26 protein-coding genes are annotated in these 22607 nt (G+C 62.8%); 20 read left to right on the plus strand and 6 right to left on the minus strand.

What is annotated here, in order from left to right; genetic code table 11:
• Positions 1 to 57: 57 nt before the first annotated feature.
• The 12 genes from rpmH to PLO63_03025 all read left to right on the plus strand — a co-directional run bounded on the left by rpmH (position 58) and on the right by PLO63_03025 (position 10711).
• Complete coding sequence (gene rpmH, locus PLO63_02970; protein ID HOI73089.1) at positions 58 to 195, plus strand: 50S ribosomal protein L34; 138 nt, start codon at positions 58 to 60, stop codon at positions 193 to 195.
• A gap of 62 nt (positions 196 to 257) precedes the next feature.
• Complete coding sequence (gene rnpA / locus PLO63_02975; GenBank protein ID HOI73090.1) at positions 258 to 605, plus strand: ribonuclease P protein component; 348 nt, start codon at positions 258 to 260, stop codon at positions 603 to 605.
• A complete protein-coding gene (yidD, locus tag PLO63_02980) occupies positions 598 to 834 on the plus strand; it encodes a membrane protein insertion efficiency factor YidD (GenBank protein HOI73091.1) in 237 nt (78 codons plus the stop codon). The genes rnpA and yidD overlap by 8 nt, the downstream gene beginning before the upstream one ends.
• A gap of 21 nt (positions 835 to 855) precedes the next feature.
• The gene (gene yidC / locus PLO63_02985) at positions 856 to 2484 is read left to right on the plus strand and encodes a membrane protein insertase YidC (GenBank protein ID HOI73092.1); all 1629 of its coding nucleotides are present in this window, start codon (positions 856 to 858) and stop codon (positions 2482 to 2484) included.
• 14 nt (positions 2485 to 2498) lie between these two features.
• Complete coding sequence (gene jag / locus PLO63_02990) at positions 2499 to 3398, plus strand: RNA-binding cell elongation regulator Jag/EloR (protein ID HOI73093.1); 900 nt, start codon at positions 2499 to 2501, stop codon at positions 3396 to 3398.
• Positions 3399 to 3416: 18 nt separating this feature from the next.
• On the plus strand, positions 3417 to 4793 hold the full coding sequence (gene mnmE, locus PLO63_02995; GenBank protein HOI73094.1) for a tRNA uridine-5-carboxymethylaminomethyl(34) synthesis GTPase MnmE: 1377 nt from the start codon (positions 3417 to 3419) through the stop codon (positions 4791 to 4793).
• A 64-nt stretch (positions 4794 to 4857) separates the two neighbouring features.
• Positions 4858 to 5214, plus strand: a complete 357-nt coding sequence (locus PLO63_03000) for a hypothetical protein (GenBank protein HOI73095.1) — start codon at positions 4858 to 4860, stop codon at positions 5212 to 5214.
• A gap of 130 nt (positions 5215 to 5344) precedes the next feature.
• A complete protein-coding gene (locus PLO63_03005) occupies positions 5345 to 6187 on the plus strand; it encodes a transketolase (protein ID HOI73096.1) in 843 nt (280 codons plus the stop codon).
• A complete protein-coding gene (locus PLO63_03010; protein ID HOI73097.1) occupies positions 6184 to 7125 on the plus strand; it encodes a transketolase family protein in 942 nt (313 codons plus the stop codon). Before PLO63_03005 ends, PLO63_03010 begins: the two co-directional genes overlap by 4 nt.
• 97 nt (positions 7126 to 7222) lie before the next feature.
• On the plus strand, positions 7223 to 8311 hold the full coding sequence (locus PLO63_03015) for a CsgG/HfaB family protein (protein HOI73098.1): 1089 nt from the start codon (positions 7223 to 7225) through the stop codon (positions 8309 to 8311).
• Between the two features lie 31 nt (positions 8312 to 8342).
• A complete protein-coding gene (locus PLO63_03020) occupies positions 8343 to 9488 on the plus strand; it encodes a hypothetical protein (GenBank protein HOI73099.1) in 1146 nt (381 codons plus the stop codon).
• 11 nt (positions 9489 to 9499) lie between these two features.
• Positions 9500 to 10711: a CsgG/HfaB family protein gene (locus PLO63_03025; protein ID HOI73100.1), complete on the plus strand. Its 1212-nt coding sequence runs from the start codon at positions 9500 to 9502 to the stop codon at positions 10709 to 10711.
• Positions 10712 to 10732: 21 nt separating this feature from the next.
• Here the strand turns inward: PLO63_03025 and PLO63_03030 are convergent, their stop codons facing one another.
• The 3 genes from PLO63_03030 to PLO63_03040 all read right to left on the minus strand — a co-directional run bounded on the left by PLO63_03030 (position 10733) and on the right by PLO63_03040 (position 12295).
• Positions 10733 to 11095 (minus strand): PAS domain-containing protein, encoded by a 363-nt coding sequence (locus tag PLO63_03030; protein ID HOI73101.1) that lies wholly within the window; start codon positions 11093 to 11095, stop codon positions 10733 to 10735.
• Between the two features lie 145 nt (positions 11096 to 11240).
• Positions 11241 to 11678, minus strand: coding sequence for a large conductance mechanosensitive channel protein MscL (gene mscL / locus PLO63_03035; GenBank protein HOI73102.1), 438 nt, complete (start codon positions 11676 to 11678; stop codon positions 11241 to 11243).
• 35 nt (positions 11679 to 11713) lie between these two features.
• A complete protein-coding gene (locus PLO63_03040; GenBank protein ID HOI73103.1) occupies positions 11714 to 12295 on the minus strand; it encodes a flavin reductase family protein in 582 nt (193 codons plus the stop codon).
• Between the two features lie 132 nt (positions 12296 to 12427).
• Here PLO63_03040 and PLO63_03045 point away from each other — a divergent pair, with 132 nt between their 5' ends.
• From PLO63_03045 to PLO63_03060, 4 genes are all read left to right on the plus strand, one after another.
• Positions 12428 to 13333 carry an ABC transporter ATP-binding protein gene (locus tag PLO63_03045; protein ID HOI73104.1) on the plus strand — a complete coding sequence of 302 codons (906 nt, stop codon included), beginning with the start codon at positions 12428 to 12430 and terminating at the stop codon, positions 13331 to 13333.
• 3 nt (positions 13334 to 13336) lie between these two features.
• Positions 13337 to 14176 (plus strand): ABC transporter permease subunit, encoded by an 840-nt coding sequence (locus PLO63_03050; GenBank protein ID HOI73105.1) that lies wholly within the window; start codon positions 13337 to 13339, stop codon positions 14174 to 14176.
• Positions 14173 to 14931, plus strand: a complete 759-nt coding sequence (locus tag PLO63_03055; protein ID HOI73106.1) for a hypothetical protein — start codon at positions 14173 to 14175, stop codon at positions 14929 to 14931. Before PLO63_03050 ends, PLO63_03055 begins: the two co-directional genes overlap by 4 nt.
• 102 nt (positions 14932 to 15033) lie before the next feature.
• A complete protein-coding gene (locus tag PLO63_03060) occupies positions 15034 to 15525 on the plus strand; it encodes a hypothetical protein (GenBank protein ID HOI73107.1) in 492 nt (163 codons plus the stop codon).
• A gap of 41 nt (positions 15526 to 15566) precedes the next feature.
• Here the strand turns inward: PLO63_03060 and PLO63_03065 are convergent, their stop codons facing one another.
• The 3 genes from PLO63_03065 to mazG form a co-directional block, all read right to left on the minus strand.
• A complete protein-coding gene (locus tag PLO63_03065; GenBank protein HOI73108.1) occupies positions 15567 to 16763 on the minus strand; it encodes a 1-acyl-sn-glycerol-3-phosphate acyltransferase in 1197 nt (398 codons plus the stop codon).
• 55 nt (positions 16764 to 16818) lie between these two features.
• The gene (locus PLO63_03070) at positions 16819 to 17565 is read right to left on the minus strand and encodes a histone deacetylase family protein (GenBank protein HOI73109.1); all 747 of its coding nucleotides are present in this window, start codon (positions 17563 to 17565) and stop codon (positions 16819 to 16821) included.
• Positions 17566 to 17656: 91 nt separating this feature from the next.
• The gene (gene mazG, locus PLO63_03075) at positions 17657 to 18478 is read right to left on the minus strand and encodes a nucleoside triphosphate pyrophosphohydrolase (GenBank protein HOI73110.1); all 822 of its coding nucleotides are present in this window, start codon (positions 18476 to 18478) and stop codon (positions 17657 to 17659) included.
• A 344-nt stretch (positions 18479 to 18822) separates the two neighbouring features.
• On the opposite strand from mazG, the gene PLO63_03080 reads away from it, so the two are divergent.
• The 4 genes from PLO63_03080 (at position 18823) to PLO63_03095 (ending at position 22554) form a co-directional block, all read left to right on the plus strand.
• Positions 18823 to 19893 (plus strand): branched-chain amino acid ABC transporter permease, encoded by a 1071-nt coding sequence (locus PLO63_03080; protein HOI73111.1) that lies wholly within the window; start codon positions 18823 to 18825, stop codon positions 19891 to 19893.
• A gap of 7 nt (positions 19894 to 19900) precedes the next feature.
• On the plus strand, positions 19901 to 20773 hold the full coding sequence (locus PLO63_03085; protein ID HOI73112.1) for a branched-chain amino acid ABC transporter permease: 873 nt from the start codon (positions 19901 to 19903) through the stop codon (positions 20771 to 20773).
• A gap of 55 nt (positions 20774 to 20828) precedes the next feature.
• Positions 20829 to 21257: a hypothetical protein gene (locus tag PLO63_03090; GenBank protein ID HOI73113.1), complete on the plus strand. Its 429-nt coding sequence runs from the start codon at positions 20829 to 20831 to the stop codon at positions 21255 to 21257.
• Positions 21258 to 21357: 100 nt separating this feature from the next.
• Complete coding sequence (locus tag PLO63_03095) at positions 21358 to 22554, plus strand: ABC transporter substrate-binding protein (protein HOI73114.1); 1197 nt, start codon at positions 21358 to 21360, stop codon at positions 22552 to 22554.
• The last annotated feature ends 53 nt before the right edge of the window (positions 22555 to 22607 follow it).

Below are 22607 nucleotides of genomic sequence, written 5' to 3' on the forward strand. Positions count from 1 at the left end.
AGGGGTGGTGATTATGGTTTATCACACGACCTATTTCTATTTTCGGGAACGGACACGATGAAGAAAACATTAAGGAATACAACAAATAAGAAGCGGAAAAGGACCCACGGTTTCCGGGCTCGGATGTCCACCCGGGGGGGCCGTCAAGTCCTGAGCAGGAGGAGAGCCAAGGGCAGGAAGCGCCTGGCGGTGTGACACCGGAATCGGACGAGGAGAGCGGGGTGGCGGAGCCCGGCGGGTGAAATCATCCGCAGAGCATGACCAGACAAACCTTTCGCAGAACCGAGCGGATCCGCAAAAAAAAAGAGTACGATGCCATCTATCGTCACGGGATTCGCCGCCACTCGGCCCACTTCACCGTCATCACTGTACGTTGTTCCTCCGGTGTCAGCAGGCTGGGACTCACCGTCAGCCGGAAAGTTGGAAATGCGGTCAAACGAAACCGCATCAAACGGCTCTTGAGAGAATTTTTCAGGCTCAACCGATCCGGATTTCCAGTTCCCTTAGACATTGTTATCATTCCGAAGCGGAACCTGCCACCGCTGACGTTTGCCGATGTGGCCGGAGAACTGGAAAGTCTGCTGATTTCGAGAACTGATGTCTGACCGTCCAATCAGGGACCTGCTGGCAAAGGTTTTGATCCTGGCCATCCGGTTCTACCAGGCTGCCATTTCACCCTTCCTGGCTCCTTCTTGCCGTTTCCACCCGAGCTGTTCCGAGTACGCCCGTACGGCTATCGAGCGGTATGGGCCGTTTCGCGGACTCTGGCTCGGCCTGAAGAGGCTGGCCCGTTGCCATCCGTTTCATCCAGGCGGGTTTGATCCCGTCCGGTAACAGCCCATCGAGAGGCCGATCATGGACAAGAAAACCATCCTTGCGATTGTCTTATCCGTTCTGGTAGTTCTCATCTACCAGATATTTTTCATGAAACCGCCCGCCAAGACGACGGGGGCACCGGCGGCGACCAAGCAGGAAACCCCGACGGCAGGCAAGACGACGGGGACAGCCCCCTCCGCCGCTGTCTCGGCTTCAGCAGCTCCGGCCGCACCGGCAATGGCCTCTCCGCCGCCGGCAGCCGTGCCGGAAAAAGACGTGCGCATCGAAACCCTCCTCTATACGGCGGTTTTCTCAACCCGGGGAGCAACGCTCAAGTCCCTGAAATTGAAGGGATATCGTGAAACGATCCAGCAGGATTCCCCACTCGTCGAGATGGTGGACGTGAAGACGGGGATGCCGCGTCCCCTGACGATGACGTTTCCGGAATCGGATTTGAGTGTGCCGGGGGAAAGTCCCTTTGAGGTCAGCACTACGTCCCTGGACCTGACTGCCGCCCAGGAAAGCCGATCCCTGACCTTCAGCGTGACCTATCCGGGGGAGATCCGCATCGACAAGACCTTCACGTTCCATCCGACGAAGTATGTCATCGACCTGGAGGTGAAGACGACCAACCTGTCGGGGCGTCCCCTCAACCAGAACGGGTCCCTCAACTGGACCCAGTACGTGGATCCAAAAGCGGAAACGGACAGCTACACGCACCTGGGACCCATCACCATGGTGGGCAAGAGCGTGGAGTTGCAGGAAATCAAGAAGATCGAGACCACCAAGCTTCTGGGACCCAACATCGCCTGGACGGGATTTGAGAACAAGTACTTCATCGCCGCCATGGTACCGCAGAACCCGTCCCTGTCCTCCGTGTCGCTCGGCAAGGACGGGCGGGACATGACGACGGTAAGCCTCCGGGGACCCAAGAACCTCATTCCCCCCGGGCAGGCGGGCTACTTTCTCTACAGTCTGTTTCTGGGTCCCAAGGACCACGGGCTCTTGAAGGCGCAGGGCGTCGGGCTCGAGGATGCGGTGGATTTCGGATCATGGCTGAAATGGCTGGCCATGCCGCTCCTGTGGGTCCTGAACTTCATCTACAAGTACCTCCCCAATTACGGAATCGCCATCATCGTGCTCACGCTCATCATCAAGATCATCTTCTGGCCGCTGGGGAACATCAGTTACCGGTCCATGAAGGAGATGCAGAAGCTGCAGCCCAAGATGAAGGAAATCCAGGAGAAGTTCAAGAACGACCGGCAGCGCCTCAGCCAGGAGACCATGGCTCTCTACAAGGCCCACAAGATCAACCCCATGAGCGGCTGCCTGCCCATGCTCATCCAGATTCCCGTCTTTTTCGGGCTCTACAAGGCTCTGATGTATGCCATCGAACTGAGGCACTCGCCGCTCATCTGGTGGATCCAGGATCTGTCGGCGAAGGATCCCTATTACATTACCCCGGTCATCATGGGGGCGACCATGTGGCTGCAGCAGAAGATGACCCCCTCCACGGGAGACGCCATGCAGCAGAAAATCATGCTGTGGATGCCCGTGATCTTCACATTCCTGTTCCTGAACTTCCCTTCAGGCCTGGTCGTCTACTGGCTCTTCAACAACATCTTCAGCATCGGCCAGCAGTACTACATCAACAAGAAGGTCGCGTGACGAGAGGTGTCCATATGGAAACACTCGAAATTGAAGCAAAAACCATCGACGAAGCGATCGAGAAGGCCTGCCGGGAATTCAGCGTACCCCGGGAAAAGCTGAACATCGAGATCATCTCCGAGGGTGTGTCGGGATTCCTCGGGTTCGGGCAGAAGAAGGCGAAAATCAGGGCGGGCCTCCTGTCCATCGACCAGGCCCTGGAGGAGGTTCTCCTGGAAGAAGGGCCGGAAACACCGGCGGCCCGCAGGGAAAAACCCCGGGAGAAAGCGCGTGTCCGGGAGCCGGAGACCGCCGCCCCGCCGATGAAGGCGGTGGAGGTGGAGAAACCGCCCGCCCGCCAGGCACCTCCACCAGCGGAAAAACCGTCGGCCCGGCCGGCGCCCCCTGCCTTGGAAAGCCGGGAAGCGTTGCCGGTGAAGGCCCCGGTTGAATTCAATCCCGAGTTCGCGGAGAAAGCAAGGGAACTCCTCGTGGGAATCCTCGTCCGGATGGACCTGGAGTATCCCGTGGTCGTCGAAGAGACGGAGGACACGATCCGGCTCAACATTCAGGGCGAGTGCAGCGGCCTGCTCATCGGAAAGCATGGACAGAACCTGGATGCCATCCAGTACATCGTCAACAAGGCCCTCCACAAAGGTAGCAACGGAGGCAAGCCCGTCGTCATCGATATCGAGGCCTACCGGAAGCGGCGGGAGGAGTCTCTGGTAACCCTGGCGGCGAAACTGGGCGAAAAGGTCAAGAAGACCCGGAAAGCCGTCACGGTCAGCAACATGAACGCCCACGACCGGCGGATCATTCACCTTGCCCTGCAGAACGATGCAGCCCTGGTAACGAAAAGCCGGGGCGAGGGGGAATACCGCAAGATCGTCATCATGCCTTCCCGGAAGGGCCGTCCCGTCCGGAACGAGGGCTGACACACGGACGGGGCCGCCGTGTCTGAAACCGACACCATTGTCGCCGTCGCCACCCCGCCCGGGGTGGGTGCGATCGGGATCATACGGCTCAGCGGACCGGACAGCCTGCCCGTGGCGAGACGTCTTTTCCAGCCGTCGAACCCCCGTATCGAGTGGACCAGCCATCGGATGCTGCACGGCCGCGTGTTTTCCGGTGCGGGAGATTTCCTCGACGAGGTCCTGCTCTGCTGGATGCAGGGCCCGCATTCCTTCTCCGGCGAAGATGCAGTTGAAATTTACTGCCACGGGGGGCCCGTCATCCTCCGGTCCGTCCTGTCGGAAGCGGTACATGCCGGGGCCCGGCCGGCGGAGCCGGGTGAGTTCACGAAGCGGGCTTTCCTGAATGGCCGTATGGACTTGGCCCAGGCGGAGGCGGTGGCGGACATGATCGCCGCCCGGACCGAAGCGGCCCGGAAAGTCGCCGCATCCCAGCTGAAGGGGGAATTGTCCCGGCGGATCGAATCCCTCCGGAACGGACTGATGGATGTCCTGGTCCACCTGGAGGTGGAGATCGATTTCAGCGACGAGGACCTGGCTCCGGTTCCGCCGGAGTCGCTGGCGGAGCGGGTGATGTCCCTCCGGGACGGGATCGGGGACCTGCTGGATACCTGGAACGAAGGCCGGCTATACCGGAGCGGAGCCTCCGTGGTCATCGCCGGGCGTTCCAACGTCGGGAAATCCAGCCTCCTCAACCGGCTCCTGGGGATGGAGCGGGCCATCGTGACCCCCACGCCGGGAACGACCCGGGACTTCATCGAAGAATGGATCTCTCTGGAGGGGATTCCCGTGAAACTGGCCGATACGGCCGGGATCCGGGACACGGAAGACCCGGCCGAACGGGAGGGCATCCGGAGGGTCTGGGAACGGATCTCCGCCGCCGACCGGGTGATCGTGCTCCTGGACGGAAGCGAGGCCCTGACCGCGGAGGACCGCCGGATCACCGGAGAGGTGGGCAGCCGGAAGGGCTTTCCCGTGATCAACAAAGCGGACCTGACACCCGTCATCGATACGGAGGAGGTGCGGGCGCTGTTTGACGGGCAGGCGCCCCTGTGGATTTCGGCGAAACGGGGTGATGGAATTCCGGAGTTGATGAAATCCCTTCACCGTTTCCTCCTGCAGGGTGGCGGTGCCGTGTCTTTGGAGGGACTCCTGTCGAACGCCCGCCACAAGGCCGCCCTGGAGGGCGCCCAGTACTTTCTCTCCCAGGCCGTATCGGGCCTCGCGGCGGGGTGCTCGCCCGAGGTTGCCGCCTGCGATATCCAGGACGCTCTGGACCGGATGGGTGACATCGTGGGCAAGACAACGGCGGAGCAGGTCCTGGAGCGGATTTTTTCCACGTTCTGCATCGGAAAATAGAATCGCCCCTCATGACGGCGGGAGAGGGAATATTCAGAAAAAGGGCAGGAAAGGAGATCCGGAAATGACCCTGGACCGGACACAGAATCACGAGGAGGACCACGTTCACCTGGAGCTGGACCAGGTTATTCAATTCATCAGCGGTTCCTATTCGCTGACCGGGGAGGGCCGGATGCCCTTCAAGGGGCGGGAAGTTCTCTATGCCGTCGGGGTCGCCATGCTGGACCGGTCGTGCTGCGGGAGCGGAGGATGCCGATTCCTGAAGGTTCCCGGATACCTTCTCCGCTGGCAGTACCGGACCGGAGAGGACGGGCGGCCGGTCAGCCGGGTCGAGCCGATACAGGACGAGGCCGAGCGGATGGAGATCCGGAGGCTCCTGGAGCAGCAATTTCCTTATTCCCAAGTCAACTTTTCTTCCTGAAGGCCGCCGCTCATCCCGGCGGCGAATTTGCTGTCCGGCATCACGGGATACCGGACGTGACGGATATTTCCCGGCGGGACATTACAATCCTGTCTCCCTTGAAAGAAACAGTGGGGGTGTGTTAGGGTCCATGACCACGATGAAAGAGGAAAGACCATTGGAGTCCCTTCAAGACACGGCGCGCAACCTGCGCATCCGAATCCTGCGCATGCTCCATGAGGCGAAATCGGGGCACACGGGAGGTTCCCTTTCCGCGGCGGACATCATCACCGCCCTGTATTTCCATGTCATGAGACACCGTCCGGACGATCCGGAATGGCCGGGCCGGGACCGTTTCATCCTTTCCAAGGGACACGCCGCGCCGGCGCTTTATACCGCCCTGGCCATGGCGGGTTATTTCGACGAGGGCCTTCTGGCCACCCTTCGCAAGGTCCACAGTTGCCTGCAGGGGCATCCGAACGCCCGCTGCACGCCCGGTGTGGATGCCACCTCCGGCTCCCTGGGGCAGGGGCTCTCGGTGGCCAACGGAATCGCCCTGGGGCTGCGCCTCGACGGAAACGAGTCTTCCGTTTACGTGCTCATGGGGGATGGCGAGGTACAGGAGGGGCAGGTCTGGGAGGCCGCCATGACGGCGGCGCACCGGCGCCTCGGAAAGGTGCTGGCGATCGTCGACAACAACGGGCTGCAGATCGACGGGTTCGTGAAGGACGTGAAAGGGGTCGAGCCGCTGGCCGACAAGTGGAGCTCTTTCGGGTGGGATGTCCGGGTCGTGGACGGCCACGATTTCGGTTCCCTGCTCCCGGTCCTTGAATCGGTAAAGGAAAAACCCCTCGTGGACGTACCGACCATGGTGATCGCGCGGACCGTGAAGGGCAAGGGGGTCTCCATCTTCGAGAATCAGGCAAAATACCACGGCGTGGCGCCCTCCGACGACGAGCTGGCGCGGGCGCTTCAGGAACTGGGGGCGGCATGACGGAAACCCTGGGTATACGGGAAGCCTACGGCGAGGCCCTGGTGGAACTGGGGCGGGAGAACCGGAACATCGTTGTCCTGGACGCGGATCTTTCCGGATCCACCATGACGAAGCTCTTCGCCCGGGAGTACCCTGAGCGTTTCTTCGACATGGGGGTGGCGGAGCAGGACATGATGGGAACCGCCGCCGGGCTCGCCTTGGCGGGGAAGACCGCCTTTGCCAGCACCTTCGCCGTCTTTGCCACCGGGCGTGCCTGGGAGCAGGTCCGCCAGGCCATTGCGTACCCGCAGCTCAACGTAAAGATTGTGGCCAGCCATGGCGGCGTTTCCGTCGGAGAAGACGGGGCGAGCCACCAGATGACGGAAGATCTCGCCCTCATGCGGGCCATGCCGAACATGCGAGTCATCGTGCCCGCCGACGCTCACGAGACGAGAGCAATCATCCGGCTGGTCGCCGAAACCCCGGGGCCGTTCTATGTGCGGACCTCCCGGATGAAATTCCCCGTGATCTACAAACCCGACGTATCCTTCCGGCTCGGCCGGGGGGATGTGCTTCGCCCAGGCTCGGATGTCTCGATCATCGCCTGCGGCTACATGGTACATCCCGCACTGCAGGCGGCGGATGCTCTCCAGGCGAAGGGAATATCCGCCCGGGTCGTGAACATGCCGACCCTCAAACCGGTCGACGAGGAACTGATCCTGGCCTGCGCCCGGGAGACGAAGGGCATCGTCACCGCCGAGGAGCATTCCATCATCGGCGGCCTGGGAAGCGCCGTCTGCGAGGTTCTCTGCGAGAGCAGGCCGGCACCGGTCCGGCGCGTCGGGGTGAGGGACCAGTTCTGCTCGTCCGGCAGGGCGGACGATCTTTTCGAGGAGTATGGACTGACGGCCGGGAATATCGTCCGGACCGTGGAGGACATGCTCCGGACCTCGCCCTGATTCCCGGAATCTGCCCCTGCTGTCCGGGGATCCAAGAATCCCCTTGATTCTCCCTTTCCGTTGTGGGAAATTCCCATCCTGTCCAAGGGGGAAAACCATGACCAATACCAGCATTCATCCGTCTGTCCGCCAACGTGTTTTCAGGCTCCTTCCCGTTTTTGTCCCGGCCTTTTTCATCTGTCTTGCCCTGTCGGGATGCGCCACCAAGGTCCGGGTGAACATGCTGCAGCCCGCAGCGTATCACCAGGCGTCGCTGACCAAGGCGGTGGCCGTCGTTCCGTTCGGCGGTCCCGACGGCACCGGCTTCGCCGCCGAGATCGAAGGGGTCCTGGCCAGCATCAACATCGACGACCGGCCCTATTTCTCCCTGGTGGACCGCCAGTCCCTCAACCGGATCATCAGCGAGCAGAAGTTTTCCCAGAGCGGGCTGGTGGATCCGAACACCGCCGCCAAACTGGGGCGCATGGTAGGGGCGCAGGGGATCTATACAGGGACGGTGACGGCATCGGACGTGAAAGAACAGCGATACCGGGAGCAGCGCCGGGAGTGCATCGAGCGGGAGGCGAAAAAGAAGGACGCGGGCTTTTTCGATGTGCCCAAGTGCCTGAAGTACCGTAACTACAACGTAAATTGCCTGAAGCGGGACGTGACGTTCGCCGTCACGCCCAAGCTGATTGACGTATCGACGGGTCGCGTCCTCTATTCCCGGAACCTGGGCGGCTCGACCAGCTCGTCCGGCTGCTCCGATGGAGCGCAGCCCAAGGGCGGGGACGAACTCCTGGAACAGGTGAAGGGCACGGCGAGGGCTCAGTTCCGCAAGGATGTGGCTCCCTTCTATGTGACCGTGGAGATCGCGCTCATGGACATGACCGATGGAATCGCCACCGCGGAGCCCAAGGATGCCCTCAAGAGGGGGGTCGAGTACGCCGGCCGGGGCCGGCTGGACGCGGCCTGCGAGATCTGGGGAGCGGCGCGGATCCAGGCCCCCACATCGCCGGCCCTGTTGTACAATCTGGGTGTCTGCGCGGAGAGCCGAGGCGACGCCGATGCCGCCCTGTCCCTGTACCGCCAGGCCGACAAGCTGCTCGGCAAGCCCGATGACGACATTACGGCGGCCCTGAACCGGGTGTCCGCGGTGATCAAGAACCGCATGAAACTGCAACAGCAGCTCCACCCGCAGGGTTGATCCGGTTCGTTTGAGAGAGGAGGATGCAGGTATGCGCTGTGTTCGTTGGTGGATGATTGGTTTCTGGATTCTTATGGTGTTCGCGGGGATGCATACCGATGCCGCCGCCCAGCAGAAATGCGTCTCTGCCGACGGGGAAGCGGTCGTCGTGAACAACGACCAGCCCTCGGCCCGGCTGGAGGCGATCGCCCGCGCCAAATGGGCCGCCATTGAGAAAACCGTCGGGGTTGACGTCAAGGCGTCGAGCTTCGTGTCCAACTTCACCCTGGTGGAAGACGTCATGAAGACGAAGGTCGGCGGCTCCGTCAAGAGCTTCAGGGTTCTCGGACAGAACCGCCAGGGGGAGACCCTGACGGTCACCATCAACGCCTGCATCGAACCGGCCAAGGCCCAGGAGGCCATCTCCTCCGAGCTGGCCCTGAACAACGGCATCGCCCTGTTTATCCCTGCCCGGAAGCCCTCCGCCAGGGGCGGGGACGAGTTCGAGGAGACGAATATTCTCTCCGAGAAGCTCATCGGCAAGCTGACGGAGCAGAACTTCAAGGTCATCGACGCGGCGCCTTCTGTTCCCTCGGATGCCGTGGCCATCGAGAGAATGGCGAAGAGCGGAAGCACCATGGCCGTCCGGAGCATGCTCTACAAATATCTGTCCAATGTCGTCGTCGTCGGAAAGATCGATTACACGATCTCGACGAAGAAGGGTGAGGACATCGGCTACGGCCTGTCCATGCCCTTCAACAACGTGACGGTGCGCCTGACCTACCGGATGCTGGCGAAGAACAACCGGACGGGGAACATGGAGATCCTGACGGCCGACGCCGTCTCCGGACGGGGCCTGGCGAACAACGTCGAGGACGCCGCCGCCCGCGGCATGGAAGACCTGGTGGAGAAACTGTCTCCGAAGGTGCTTGACACGGCGCACAAGTTCATCCGGGGAAGCGTCCGGAAAGTGCGCGTGAAGGTCAACGGCGTCAAGGACCTGGACACGAACATCGAAGTGAAGGGGGCTCTTCAGAACACCGTATGGGTGACCGGCGTCGAGGAGAACGAGATGGGCGAGTTCACCGTCAGCTACCCGGAGAATCCCCTGTACCTGGCCAACAGCCTTCGGCAGAAGGGGGACTTCGCCCTCGTGAACTTCACGCCCTATTCGCTGACCTTCAACTACCGCCGATGAAAGGGAGTCGGATGTACGGCAGACTGGGAAACGTGCTGTTCCTGGCCGTTCTTCTGGCAGGCTGCGTCGCGACTGGGGCGGCGGTCCAGATCGATTCCGCCTCGTTTCTTCCCGACCAGGGATCCAGGGAGATGGTGCCAGATTGCTGCCGGTCCCTGTACGACACGGCCTCGACACGGGTGGCCATCGCCCCCTTCTCGAACAACACCACCTTCGACTATGCCAAAGAGGTTCAGGTCCACGTGGAGGGGACATCGGACCGCCAGGTCCGGGGGGCCGCCGCCGGCAGGGCGACGCGGCGCGGGGCCGGCGTCGTCTGGGGAACCGACGAGCGCCGGCGGTTCCAGCAGGACACCCGGATGACCCGGCAGGAGATGAACTCGAAGCTGAGCGAGTCCCTGGAGGACTCCGTGCTGGACCAGATCCGGGGAATCCCCGGGATGCGCGTCTACACGCGGAAGGAGCTGGCCAAGGTGTTCGACGAGATGAAGCTCCAGCAGTCGGGCATGGTGGACCAGTCCACGGCTGTGCAACTCGGAAAACTGGCCGGGGCCAAGTATATTGTCACCGGCTCTTTCAACAACATCGCCCTCTCGTATCGGAGCACCCAGGCCATCCAGAGGGGAGGCCGCGACGTGGGCCGGCGGGCGGCGGATCAGCGCAAGGGAGACGACGCCCTCTGGGCGGCCCTGGCGGGGCATGCCGTGGCGGCGGTCGCCGAGGCCGCGGAAGGCTGGAGTGTGGAGGCGGAGGTCCTGGTCCGGGTCCTGGACGTGGAGAGCGGGGAGGTGATCTTCTCCAAGAGGTTCTCCGGAAAGGAAGGCCTGGGTAAGATCCCGTATCCCGGCTTTGCCGAGGTCGTCGGCGGAGTCAAGAAGGCGGGAACGAAGAATCTGGAGGACCTGCGGCCGGCTCTTTCCAGGAATTTTTCCGCCCGCGGCTACGTCATCCAGACCAAAACCAGCCCCGACGGAAGCCGGCGTATCGCCCTCGTCAGCCTGGGAAGCAAGGCAGGTGTAAAGGAAAACCTGCAGTTGTCCGTCTACGCGTTCTCGGAAGTGGAAGACCCCATGAGCGGCCAGAAGACCTGCGACCAGTCCCGGCTGCCGGTCGTCCTGCGGATTACCGACCAGATTCAACAGGACAAGGCCTGGGCGGCCATCGAGGGGGACCCGCAGAGCATACGGCGGGTGAAGGCGGGACAATTCGTGGAGACGCGCTGATCATCGGGGCGAACCGGCCCGTTATCCCTTCCGGATGAAGTGGGGCAGGTTCTCCGGGAGCGGCAGGATCAGCTCGAAGAAACCGGCGTAAACGCCGTCGCGGTACCAGGGGGACTGGAAGATCAATCTTCGGGTCCCCTTTTTTTCAACGGTGTAGGCATTCCGCTCCTGTTTTTCCATGATTTCCCCCAGCCTTGTTTTTGCCGGTTCGGGATGGCAGTCCAGGAGGTTCGAGCCCACCAGCGTCTTCCCCCCCTGCGATTCGAAGGAACGGTCCGCCCGGTCGTTCATGTAGAGGATCGTTCCCTTTTCGTCGCAGACCGTCAGGGAAAAGGGCAGTCCCATCAGCCACGGTCCCAGGTTTTTCAGGAATGCTTCCGGCACGGCGCAGGCCTCCCTCCCTGCCAGGGTAACGGGTTCACCGGGTGGTTCACCCCACGTTGTCATCGAAGCCGGTTATCGGCGAACAACCCCGTGCGTTTTTGTCGATTGTTCCAAATCGGTCCCGTCTTCCCCGATGCTCAAAGGCTTACAGGTCCGATGTGCAGTGGGGACAGCGGACCGCCTTGACGGGGATTTCGGTGAAGCACTTCGGGCACTCCTTGACGGTCGCCTCCGCCGGTGCCTCCCGCTTCAGCCGGTTCATACCCCTTATGACAAGGAACACCGAGAATGCGACGATGAGGAAGCTGATAATGGTGTTGATGAAAAGACCGTAGTTGAGCGTCACCGCGCCGGCCTTTTTCGCGTCCGCGAGCGCCGCGTATGGTCCCGCTACGGCGCCTTCCTTCAGGACCACGTAGAGGTTTGAAAAGTCCACGTTGCCCAGGATCATTCCGATGGGGGGCATGATGACGTCGTCCACCAGGGATTTCACGATCGTCCCGAAGGCCGCCCCGATGATGATGCCCACCGCCATGTCCACCACGTTGCCGCGCATCGCGAATTCTTTGAATTCCTTCAGCATGATTGCCTCCTTGGTCATGGATGCGTGCCGGATGGTTAGGATTCCCCTTTCCGGCGTTTCAACAGGTCCGCGCCGGCGCCCCAGGCCCTGCCCGCCTCGGAGCCAACGGTCCAGTAACGGTTGTCCGGCATCGTCAGGAGCAGCGGGTTCATCTTGCGGATGTCCGGTTTCCCGTCGGTCAGGCAGGCGTCCTCGATCCAGGCCGAGACGATCTCACCGATGAACCAGTCGTTGGTCGGCAGGTCCACGCTCTGGACCAGCCTGCACTCCAGGCAGAGCGGGCAGGCTTCGATCAGAGGGGCGGTCTTCAGGGGTCCGTAGAAGCACTTGAAGAGGCCCGATTTGTCGGCCTTGCTCCCCGACACGAGGCCGCAGTAATCCGTCTCCTCCATCATGTCGGCGGACGGGAAGTTCACGCTGAAGGTTCCGTTTTCATGAATTCCTTTTGACGAGTGGTGTCCCCGGTTGACGCCGATGCCGATCCAGGGGGGATCCGCATTCACCCTGGACACCCAGCCGAGCGGCATGAAATTGATTTTTCCCTCCACCATCGTCCCCAGCAGGGTGACGGGATTCGGGTACACGTAGACATTGGTGCCGATGGATACCTTTCCCATGACATGTCCCTCCCTGGGATTTCCGTACTTTGGATTCCGGATTGGCCGGTGATGTTGCAATTATCCGGGAAATCCGTTAGAAGTCAAGAAATACCATGCCCTTACCGGGTGATCCCCGCTGATGGAGAGCCTTTGTCCGATCTTGTCCTTCGAACCATCAACCTGACCAAGCGCTACGGGAACCGCCTGGCCGTGAACGGCCTGAGCATCGAGGTCCGCCGGGGCGACGTTTTCGGTTTCCTGGGGCCTAACGGGGCCGGTAAGAGCACGGCCATCCGGATGATCCTCCGCCTCGTCTTTCCGACGGAGGGAGACGTGGAGCTGTTCGGCCGTTCGCTTCGGCGAGACGGCCACCGGGTCCTCGATCGGGTGGGTGCCATTGTCGAGAAGCCCGCCTTCTACGGCCACCTGTCGGCTTACCGGAACCTCGAGATCCTGGGAGGTATGAGGCGGCGCGCACCCCGGGCCCGCATCATCGAGGGGCTGGAGCGGGTAGGCCTGCTGGACCGGGCGGATGACCGGGTGAAGACCTTCTCACACGGCATGAACCAGCGCCTCGGGCTGGCCCTGGCCCTGCTGTCCGAGCCCGAGCTGATCATCCTGGATGAGCCCACGACGGGGCTGGATCCGCAGGGCGTGAAGGACGTCCGTGACCTGATCCTGGAACTGGCCCGGGAGCGGGGGATGACGGTCTTTCTTTCCTCCCATCTCCTCCACGAGGTGGAGATGACGGCCACGCGCATGGCCGTCATCCACCAGGGGCTTCTCCGGGTTGAAGGCGCCGTCCGGGAGCTGCTGGGAGAGGGCGAGGCGGTGGTGACCGTGCGCACGGACCAGCTGGATGAAGCTGCCCGCTGGATCGAGTCCCGGGGCGGCTATCCGTCACCGGAGCGGCGGGGCGATGGATTTACCCTGAAGATGGACCTCCGGCGGGTCCCGGAGCTGAACCGCGAGCTGGTCCAGGCGGGCTTTCAGGTCCAGGCCCTGATTCCGGAGCGCTCCCTGGAGACGTATTTCCTGAGCCTGGTGGGGGACTGAGCCGTGGGACGTCTGGTCTGGTTCGAAGCGGTCAAGACATTCACGAAACTCCGGACTTACATCGGGTTCCTGGCCTTTGGCATCCTTGTTCCCCTGGTCGTCGCCGGCCTCCGCATGGGCGGCCAGAGGGCCTTCGAGCGGAACCTCCTGGCCCCCCTGGAGCAGGACTTCATCATCGGCGGAAACGTCCTCAACGGCTGGTTCTTCGGATTTTTCTTCCTGGGCGCCTTGTGGGTCCATGTACCCATCGTCCTGACCCTGGTGGCGGGAGACCAGATCGCCGGAGAGGGGAACGCCGGCACCTTCCGGTTCCTCCTGACCCGTGCCGTGTCGCGGACCCGGATCATCACCGCGAAGTTCCTGGTCACCCTCCTGTATACGGCGCTGATGGTCCTGTTCATCGGCGTCCTGACCCTGGGGCTTTCCCTGGCCGTTTTCGGCGGAGGGGACCTCCTGGTGGTGAAGCGGGGGATCACGGTCCTTCCGGAGGCGGTCCTGCCTTTTCATTTCCTTCTGGCCTGGGGGCTCGCCATCCTCAGCATGTGCGTCGTGTCCGCCCTGTGTTTCCTCTTTTCCGCCTTCACGGACAATTCCATCGGCCCCATCGTGGCCACCATGGCGGTCATCATCATCAGCCTCATCGTCATCACGCTCCCCTTCGATCTGTTCCAGGCCATCCGGCCCTGGCTTTTCGTGAACTACTTCGACACCTGGCAGAAGGTCTTCGCCGATCCCGTTCCCTGGGATGAGATCGTGAGGAACATCTGGATCCTCCTGGGCTTCACGGCACTCTTTTTCTTTGTGGCCCTCGCCTGGTTTAACCGCAAGGACATCCTGTCATGAGAAACCGCCGATCCGCTCTGATCCGCCTCGTCTGTGCGATCCTGCTGGCGGCCCTTTTGGGGACAGGAGCGGCGGTATCGCCGCCTGCCGGGGCCGCCGGGCCGGATCCGGTCCTGACCCTGACGGAGGTGCTCCGCCCCTACGAAAGCATCCGGGATTATTCGGTGCGGATCCAGGCGAAGGTCCGGATCCCCGATTTCCGGGTCCCCGACTTTGCCGGCACGGTATACTTCAAGCGTCCCGACCGCTTCCACCTGGAGACGAAGAACTTCGCCCCCCTGCCCCGTGAGGCCGCTCTCTTCGACCCGGCCCGTTTCCGGCCGGAGAAAAACCGCATCACCTGGCTGGGGGGGGAAGCGGTAGAAGGCGCTCCGGCGGATGTCTTCCGCGTGGAGCCCCTGGCGGAGAAGGGGAAGGTCCGATCGTACCGGGTCTGGATCGGCGGGAGTCCGAAGCGGATCCTTCAGGTGGAGAGTCTCTCCATCCAGGGGGGGAAAGCCCGGGCGCGGATCCGCTATGCCCATGTCCGGCAGGGAGGCGAAGGACTCTGGCTGCCGCAGCGGGTGGATGTCCACCTGACCTTCCCGGAGCGGGGCGTTCGTACGCCGGACAACCCCTTCCACAGCCAGGACAGCCCCGTCTCACGGGGCATGGCCCGCCTGGAGAACATGCCTGCCGAGGGATCCGTGGCGATCACCTACTCCGGCTGGACCTGGAACACGGGCCTGGACGACGTGCTGTTCCGAAAAAAGTGACCATATCCGGGCGGCCGGGTCGAAACGGGGGGGCGAGGGCTCCCCGGGTCCGGTCCCGGAAGCAATCTGGTATTCCATCACGGTAAGGACAAGGAGGATCGCATGAAGAGAGTGTGGCTGGTCGTAGCGGCATGGGTGGTTTTCTGCACGGGGGCGGCCCTGGCGGCAGATCAGATGATCATCACGTTTCAGGACGGCAGGACGCAGAGCATCGACACCGGCACCATCCTCCGGATCGAATTCCAGTCGGCCGGATCGTCGGCCGCGACCCCTCCCGCGGCGACGGGCTGCTGGACGGGCCGATTCCGGGGCACCGACATCAGCGGCTATGCCATGGACATCAAGCTGAGAGAAATGGACGGCCGGGTGGAGGGAGGATACGCTTACTATCACCGGGCCCAGCAGAAACAGGTGACGGCGGTGATCACGGACGCCGTTGTGACGGGTCGCGTTCTCCGGGGGACCTGGAGGCAGGTGACGGGCATCCCCGCGGAGGGGCGCTTTGAATGGACGTGGCTGCCGGGCTCAGAATGCCAGGCCTTCGAGGGCAGCTTCGACGGGACCCGTTACTGGCGGCGGATGACGCGCCAGTAGTCCGGTACCGGGAGGAGGACTGGGTGAGCCTCCGGATGGGTTCAGCGGATGCGGACGGGATGAGGGACGGCGGGCGGCGGCTGGCCGGTTCCAGAGAGGCAGCGGTCGTAGATGGCGCGGACGACGTCCTCACCCAGGGACTTCAATTCATTGGCATGGAAGCCCACGGGATTGCGCTTCCGGTAGTCCCTGACGGGGTAGTCTTCCAGGACCCTCCGGCGGTTCAGCACCAGGATCTCTTTTCCCCCCTGCCGGCGAATCTCCAGCAGGTAGCGGTTTTGGGAGCAGTACTTCAGGAAGCGGCGCACCTTTTCCAATAGCCGGCGATGGTCCAGCAGGTCCGGATCGAGATGAGGCAGGACGTGTGCCCTGACCCGTTCGTGGATGTCCCGGACGATCTCCTCCAGCGCCGCCAGGAATCGCTCTTTCTCCACGGTGACCGTCTCGGCGGCGCCGTCCTGGATCTCCGCCAGGCGTTTCAGGTAGTAGGCCGCGATCTGGCTGAAGGTGATCGTGTGGAGATGCTGGAGGGTGTCGAAGAGGAGGAGGTTGAATTCCTCCTTCGGCTTCCTGGCGAAGAAGGGCCGGCCCACCCGGATGAACACGTCCTTGGAGCCCCGGACGAGCCGGTCCACCTTCACGTTGATCGGCAGGATATAAACCTTCTCCCGGGCGCTCTCGAAGGCGCCCTCCACCACCTGGAAGGCGGCGCTCCGGATCTTCTTGAGTCCCCCGAACCCCCAGGTCGTTCCCTCCGGGAAGATCAGCGTGGACAGTCCACGGGCGGCGGCCTCCCGGAACTTCCCGACCTGCTCGTCAATGGCCTGGTGCAGGGCCTGCCGCTTCATGTCGAGGTGTTCGATGAAGGGCCGCTCGATGGATGTGAGCTGCATCGTCCGGAAAACGGCCAGGGGCAGTCCCGTCCGGTCCAGGAGCAGGAGGATGGTGCGCAGAAATCGGTTTCCCTGGGCGAAGTTCGTGGAGAGGTAGCGTCCGCCGAGGAAATCGTTCTTGGCCATGATCAGGAAGTCGGGTTTGGGATGCAGGGCGTAGTACACCCGGGAGAGGGAAGGGATCTCGTAGTAACTGTCGTGGGTGACGGTGATCAGGGTCGGAGTCGGGATCTCCCGGAGGTTTTCCTTCCCTTTCAGGTGCGGCCTCTGGCGCATGATCCGGGAGGCCAGAAAAAATGCGAAGATGACGAAATTGTAGAAAATGCCCCTGTGTCTGCTGGACATGGTTTCAATTGCCGGGAGCCTGATGCACTTGCGGTATCGGCAGTCCGGTCCGGCGTCAGCCCTCCTCCATTCCCTCGATGAAGGCCAGGACGTTCTGCCCCAGCACACCGTGGTTGTATCCGCCCTCGAGGATTCCGAAACAGCCGCCCCCGTGCTCCCGGGCCGCCCGGCGGACTATCTTCCCCATCTTCCGGTAGTCTTCCGTGGCCAGCAGCCCGCCCCAGTCTTCGAGATGGTTGTCGAACCCGGCGGAGACGCCGATGAGGTCCACTTTCTCAGCGAAGAGCTTCTCTTCGACTTCCCGGAGATACTTTGTCCGCTCCGCCGCGGACGGGTTGTGGATCGTCACGAAGCCACGGCCGCCCAGGATGTTCACCGTCCCATCGCCAAAGTGGAGATCGAAGTCCAAAATGTGGGCCTTTTCGATGAGCCCCTCGCGCTTGAGCTTCTCCATGGCGATGGCCATGTTGTTGAAGTAGCAGAAGCCCCAGGCGCTCCCGGCGGACGCATGGTGACCGGGCGGCCGGATCAGGGCAAAGCAGGGCTCCGTCAAGCCGGTCATGGCCGCCTGGACGGCGCCGCCGGCGGCCAGGGCGGCAATGTTGTAGAGGCGCTCGCGGCGCACTTCCTCAATGTGGGACGGGGTGTGAACGGCGGCGATGTCCTCCGGGGAAGCCGGGACGGCTTCGACAAGCTCCGCTTTGCCCCGGATCGCCTTCAGGACGGCCTCCACGCGGCCCGTGGCGGCCGCGGGGTCTGCAACATAGGACTGATGAAAATCCTTGTGAAAGATAACCTTCATGACGATGCCTCCCCGGGGTCAGGCACAGGAGGAGCGTCTCCTGCGCCGAGCTGTCGCCGCCCGTCTTCTTTTCAGACCGGCCCGGCGGGGTTCAACGGTCTTTGGATTCCTCCCACAGACGGTCCATTTCCTCCATGGACGCCGAGGCCGGAGATGCTCCCCGGCGGCCCAGCTCCCGTTCGATGAACCGGAAACGGTCCCTGAACTTCGCGGTGGCTGCCTCCAGTGCCTCTTCCGCTTCGATGGAGGCGTGGCGGGCCAGGTTCACCACCGAGAACAGGAGGTCGCCGATCTCCTCGCTCACACGGTCCGGGGAGCCGTCGGCAAGAGCCTCCTCCAGTTCCTTCGTCTCCTCACGGACCTTGTCCAGCACGCCGGCGGTATCGGTCCAGTCGAAGCCGACCCGGGCGGCCCGACGCCCCGTCTCCTGGGCCTTCCGGAGGGCCGGCATGGAGCGGGGGATTCCGTCGAGGATCCCTCCGGGCTCGCCGTTGGCCGCCTTCTCACCCCTCTTGATCTCGTCCCAGTTGGCCTTCACCTCCGCAGCGTCCTGGACGGTGACGTCCCCGAAGACATGGGGGTGGCGCCGGATCATCTTTTCCCGGATCTCCGCCGTCACGTCGGCCAGCCGGAAAGAGCCGTCCTCTTCGGAGAGAACGACCAGGAAGAGGATCTGGAACAGCAGATCACCCAGCTCCTCCCGGAGCGTCGCCGGCTCTTCTCCGGCCAGGGTGTCCAGGACTTCGTAGGCCTCGTTCAGGAGATAGCGGCCGAGGTCCTTCTTTCCCTGAGCCCGGTCCCAGGGACATCCGTCGGGGGAGCGCAGGGTCCGGATCAGGTCAAGGAGCTCCTCGATGCCGTTCCGGTCGGGCGTCGAATGCGCGCCGGCCCCTCGTCCGCCTGTATCGGTCATGGAATGGATTTCCCCCAAAACGGCCGGGTTGGCTTGTATTTCTGCAGTTCCCGGCTCCGGGGGAACCCTAACATATCCGCCCCGGGCTGACAATGATGGTTTCCAGCCGGCGGCGTCCGCGGGAATGCGGGCCAACGCTCCCGAAGGGCCTCCGCGGGAGGGTGAGGCCGGGGAACACCGGGAGCGGGGCGGTTTCCCTTGACAGTCCCCGGACCTGTCTGTTAACCATGGTTTCCATCGGGGCGACGGACGGCCCGGCGCCGTTCTTCACCTTCCCGCCCCTTCCGGAACTGGAACCTGACCCATCAACCTGTGTGCCAGCGGCCTTTCCCGGAGGCTCTTCGATGGACATGAAGCGAGACTACTACGAGGATATCCGGCTCTTCGGGAGCGGCGTGATCCTCTTCTGGTCCCTCCTTCTTCTGGCCTTCCTCTATACCTTGCCCCTGTATCTGCCGGGATACCGCTTCTATCTCCTGAACCTGATCATGGTCCACGTGATCCTGGCCGTGGGGCTGAACATCCTCGCCGGCTACACGGGGCAGATCTCCCTGGGGCACGCGGGCTTCTTCGCCATCGGCGCCTATGCGACAACCCTGCTCATGGCCAGGCTGGAAATCCCCTTCTTCCCCGCACTCCTGGCGGCGGCCTTCATCGCCGCCGCCTTCGGCTTCCTGGTGGGTCTCCCGGCGCTGCGCCTGGAAGGACCCTACCTGTCCATTGCCACGCTCGGGTTCGGTCTAACCATCACGCACATCATCGGGCATGCGGAGGTCTTCGGCGGACGGACGGGACTCCAGGCGCCGCCCCTGGATCTCGGAATTCCACAGCTCGGCTGGAGCTTCGTCCTGGAGACCGATCTGGGGAAGTACTACCTGATCCTGACGATTACCGTCCTGATGGTGATCGGTGCCGTCAACCTCATGAAGACCCGGGTGGGCCGCTCCTTCGTCGCCATCCGGGACAGTGACATCGCTGCCGAGGTCATGGGGGTCAACCTGATGATCTACAAGACCCTCTCGTTCGCCGTCAGCGCTTTCTACGCCGGCATTGCGGGGGGGCTTTTCGGGTTCATCCTGGGATTCTTCAATCCCGAGCCCTTCAACCTGATCCTTTCCATCGTGTTCCTCGTAATGGTCGTCGTGGGAGGTCTGGGATCGACCTTCGGGTCCATTGTGGGGGCGGCGCTCATCACCTGGCTGCAGTACGACCTCCTGAAGAACATCCGGGAAATGCCGCTGGCGGGCCCGCTCCTGCTGGACCTGTCGGACCGCTGGTTCACCGTCGTCGGCCTGGAGAATTTCAACAGCATCATCCTCGGTCTCGTTATGATCGCCATTGTCCTCTTCGAGCCCCTGGGGATGTTCGGGGTGTGGATCCGCGTCAAGAAATACTGGAGAACATGGCCGTTCTGAGGTGCCTATGATCGGACAACTGATTGTCGAGGGGCTCGCCATCGGGGCCTGCTACGGCCTCTTCGCCGTAGCCGTAGTGATCATCTACAAGACCTCGGAGGTGATCAACTTCGGCCAGGGCGAAATGGCCATGTTCGCCACGTTTGTGGCGTACCACATGCTCACGTATTACGGCGCTCCGTTCTGGGCGGCCTTTCTTCTGACCCTGGGGTTCGCGGCTCTCCTGGGGGCGGCCGTGGAGTTCCTGTTTCTCCGCCCGGCGAAGAATCCGAGTATTCTGGGGCTGATCGTCATCACCCTCGGGGCCGAGATGCTGCTCATGGGGCTCGCCAGCTGGAAGTGGGGGGCCGAGCAGAAGTCCTTCACGCTGCCGTGGTCCTACATGTCGATTCACGAGCCCGTTCCGGGCATCATCATCAGTGACTGGGCCATCGCCGTCTTCCTGACGGCCGGGACGATCGCGGGCCTCCTGTACGTCTTCTTCCGCTTCACGAAGCTCGGCATCGCCATGCGGGCGACCCAGCAGAACCAGAACGCCGCCAAGATCATGGGCATCCGGACCGAGCGGGTCTTCGCCTTTTCCTGGGGGCTCAGCTCCATCATCGGGACCGTCGCGGCGATGTTCTTCGCGGCCCGTGCCACCCTGGACCCGGCCTTCATGATGGAGCCCTTCCTCCGGGCCTTTGCCGCCGCGGTCCTGGGGGGGCTGACCAGCATTCCCGGCGTGCTCCTGGGGGGAGAGATCCTCGGGCTGATCGAGAACCTCTTCGGGTACATGTGGCCCCAGTGGAAGCCTATCGTTGCCTTCGTCATCATCGTGCTCGTCCTGTGCATCCGCCCCAGCGGTCTCTTTGCCAGGCATTTCGTGAAGAAGGTATAAGGTGAGGTCGGATCGTAAGCGAATGCGGCGACCGGGCGGACCACAAGGCAGACCGGTGGTCCTCGGGGGCCTGCTGATTCTGGTGATGGTGCTCTGGGGGACCGCCGCTGCTCCGGAAGATGCATCGACCGGTGAGATTGCCGCCGTCGAGCAGGCGGCCCGGGCGTACCTGGAAGCGGAGGTCCGGCGGGACTTCGATGCCGTGTGGGCGTCCCTGGCGCCTTCTTCGGTGTACCGCGAAACCCATGATTACTTGTCGTATCGGGAGGAGGCCGTCCGGTCCCCGGTCCGCATCGAGCGCTTCAGGATTCTTCGGGTGGCCGGCGTTCGGCCGAATCACGACCCGGCCCGGTTCCCGAAGGTCGAGCGGTTTGCCGAGGTGGAGGTGGACCTGGTGCTTTTCTTTACCGATACGGAGACCCGGACGGACGTGAATTACCGCTTCGCGTTCATCCGGGAGGGAGGGAGGTGGTACAAGGGGTAGTCGTCCGGGACGGTCCTGCATGACGTCTTCAGGCTCGGCCTCGAGGGAGCGCCGCAGGGGCGACAGGGTTTTTCGAACTCTTCATGGAAAGGAGGGAATCATGGGTTCGAAGCGTTTCTGGATGGTTCTTGGGATAGCGGCCTGCGCGGTGCTCCTGGTGTCGGCCCCCGGCCTGGCGGCCAAGCCGGGCTTCAACGACAAGGAGATCCGCATCGCCCAGTGGGGGCCCCAGACGGGACCCGCGGCCCCCTGGGGAAACGTGGCCCGGGGGAGTCGGCTGCTGTTCAATCTGGTCAACGAAGAGGGGGGGATTCACGGCCGGAAGATCAAGTACTTCATCCGCGACGACCAGTACAACCCGGCCCAGACCGTCGCCGTGGTCAAGGATGTGGTCGAGAGGGAGGGAATCTTCGCCTTTGTCGGAGGCACCTCCGGGGCGAGCGGGCTGGCGGTCAAGGACTACCTGGCGGCGAACAAGGTCGTCTGGGTCTCGCCGGCGACGAGCATTAAGGAATACGTGATGCCGGTGAACCCTTACATTTTCGCCCTGATGCCCCTTTACGACGACGAGGCGAGCATCCTGACCAAATACGTGGTGGAGAAGCTGAAGATCCGGAAGATCGGTGTCCTCTACCAGAACGATCCCTACGGGAAGAACGGCCTGAACGGCGTGAAGCAGCGCCTGGCCCATCTGAAAATCGCCGCCGTGGCCGAGGTTCCTGTCGAGGCGGGCGAGAAGGACCTGGCGTCCCAGATCATGAAGTTCAAGAATGCCGGGGCCGAGGCGGTTTATCTCCAGGTGAACCCGACCTCGGCGGTCATCGCCCTCAAGACGGCCGCTGCCGTCGGCTTCAAGCCCCAGTGGGTGGCATCCTCCACCCTGTCGGACTATGCACTGATGCACAAGATTTCCGGTGGCCTGTGGGAAGGAGTCATCACCGGCGCCTTTACCGAGCCTGTCGATTCGGCCCAGCCCCTGATGACGAAGTACCGCGAGGCGGCCCGGAGACTGGATCCGAAAGAGCGATGGGCCCTTTTCTATCTCGGGGGGATCGTCTTTGCTGAGCCTGTCGTGGACGCCCTGAAGCGGACCGGCAAGAACCTCAGCACGGAGGCGTTCCTCAGGGCTCTCAATTCGACAAAGAATTTCAAGGGAGTCGGCCCGACGATCACCTGGACGAAGACCCAGCACCAGGGGAGCGATTCCATCCAGGTCTGGCAGTGCGGCCCCAAGGGCGCCCTGAAGGTCCTGCAGGGATGGACCGCCAACGATCTGGCCCGGTGGAAAAAGAAGTAATCCCGATGACGGGGAAGGCTGCGGCCTTCCCCGCATTCACGGTCCGGCCGGCG

The sequence above is a fragment of the Syntrophales bacterium genome (assembly GCA_035363115.1).
Taxonomy (GTDB): Bacteria; Desulfobacterota; Syntrophia; order Syntrophales; family PHBD01; genus PHBD01.

Coding starts and splice junctions, on each gene's coding strand:
- rpmH (HOI73089.1), top strand. CDS start 58: ATGAAGAAAACATTAAGGAATACAACAAATAAGAAGCGGAAAAGGACC.
- rnpA (HOI73090.1), top strand. CDS start 258: ATGACCAGACAAACCTTTCGCAGAACCGAGCGGATCCGCAAAAAAAAA.
- yidD (HOI73091.1), top strand. CDS start 598: ATGTCTGACCGTCCAATCAGGGACCTGCTGGCAAAGGTTTTGATCCTG.
- yidC (HOI73092.1), top strand. CDS start 856: ATGGACAAGAAAACCATCCTTGCGATTGTCTTATCCGTTCTGGTAGTT.
- jag (HOI73093.1), top strand. CDS start 2,499: ATGGAAACACTCGAAATTGAAGCAAAAACCATCGACGAAGCGATCGAG.
- PLO63_03000 (HOI73095.1), top strand. CDS start 4,858: ATGACCCTGGACCGGACACAGAATCACGAGGAGGACCACGTTCACCTG.
- PLO63_03005 (HOI73096.1), top strand. CDS start 5,345: ATGACCACGATGAAAGAGGAAAGACCATTGGAGTCCCTTCAAGACACG.
- PLO63_03010 (HOI73097.1), top strand. CDS start 6,184: ATGACGGAAACCCTGGGTATACGGGAAGCCTACGGCGAGGCCCTGGTG.
- PLO63_03015 (HOI73098.1), top strand. CDS start 7,223: ATGACCAATACCAGCATTCATCCGTCTGTCCGCCAACGTGTTTTCAGG.
- PLO63_03020 (HOI73099.1), top strand. CDS start 8,343: ATGCGCTGTGTTCGTTGGTGGATGATTGGTTTCTGGATTCTTATGGTG.
- PLO63_03025 (HOI73100.1), top strand. CDS start 9,500: ATGTACGGCAGACTGGGAAACGTGCTGTTCCTGGCCGTTCTTCTGGCA.
- mscL (HOI73102.1), bottom strand. CDS start 11,678: ATGCTGAAGGAATTCAAAGAATTCGCGATGCGCGGCAACGTGGTGGAC.
- PLO63_03040 (HOI73103.1), bottom strand. CDS start 12,295: ATGGGAAAGGTATCCATCGGCACCAATGTCTACGTGTACCCGAATCCC.
- PLO63_03055 (HOI73106.1), top strand. CDS start 14,173: ATGAGAAACCGCCGATCCGCTCTGATCCGCCTCGTCTGTGCGATCCTG.
- PLO63_03060 (HOI73107.1), top strand. CDS start 15,034: ATGAAGAGAGTGTGGCTGGTCGTAGCGGCATGGGTGGTTTTCTGCACG.
- PLO63_03065 (HOI73108.1), bottom strand. CDS start 16,763: ATGTCCAGCAGACACAGGGGCATTTTCTACAATTTCGTCATCTTCGCA.
- PLO63_03070 (HOI73109.1), bottom strand. CDS start 17,565: ATGAAGGTTATCTTTCACAAGGATTTTCATCAGTCCTATGTTGCAGAC.
- mazG (HOI73110.1), bottom strand. CDS start 18,478: ATGACCGATACAGGCGGACGAGGGGCCGGCGCGCATTCGACGCCCGAC.
- PLO63_03080 (HOI73111.1), top strand. CDS start 18,823: ATGGACATGAAGCGAGACTACTACGAGGATATCCGGCTCTTCGGGAGC.
- PLO63_03085 (HOI73112.1), top strand. CDS start 19,901: ATGATCGGACAACTGATTGTCGAGGGGCTCGCCATCGGGGCCTGCTAC.
- PLO63_03095 (HOI73114.1), top strand. CDS start 21,358: ATGGGTTCGAAGCGTTTCTGGATGGTTCTTGGGATAGCGGCCTGCGCG.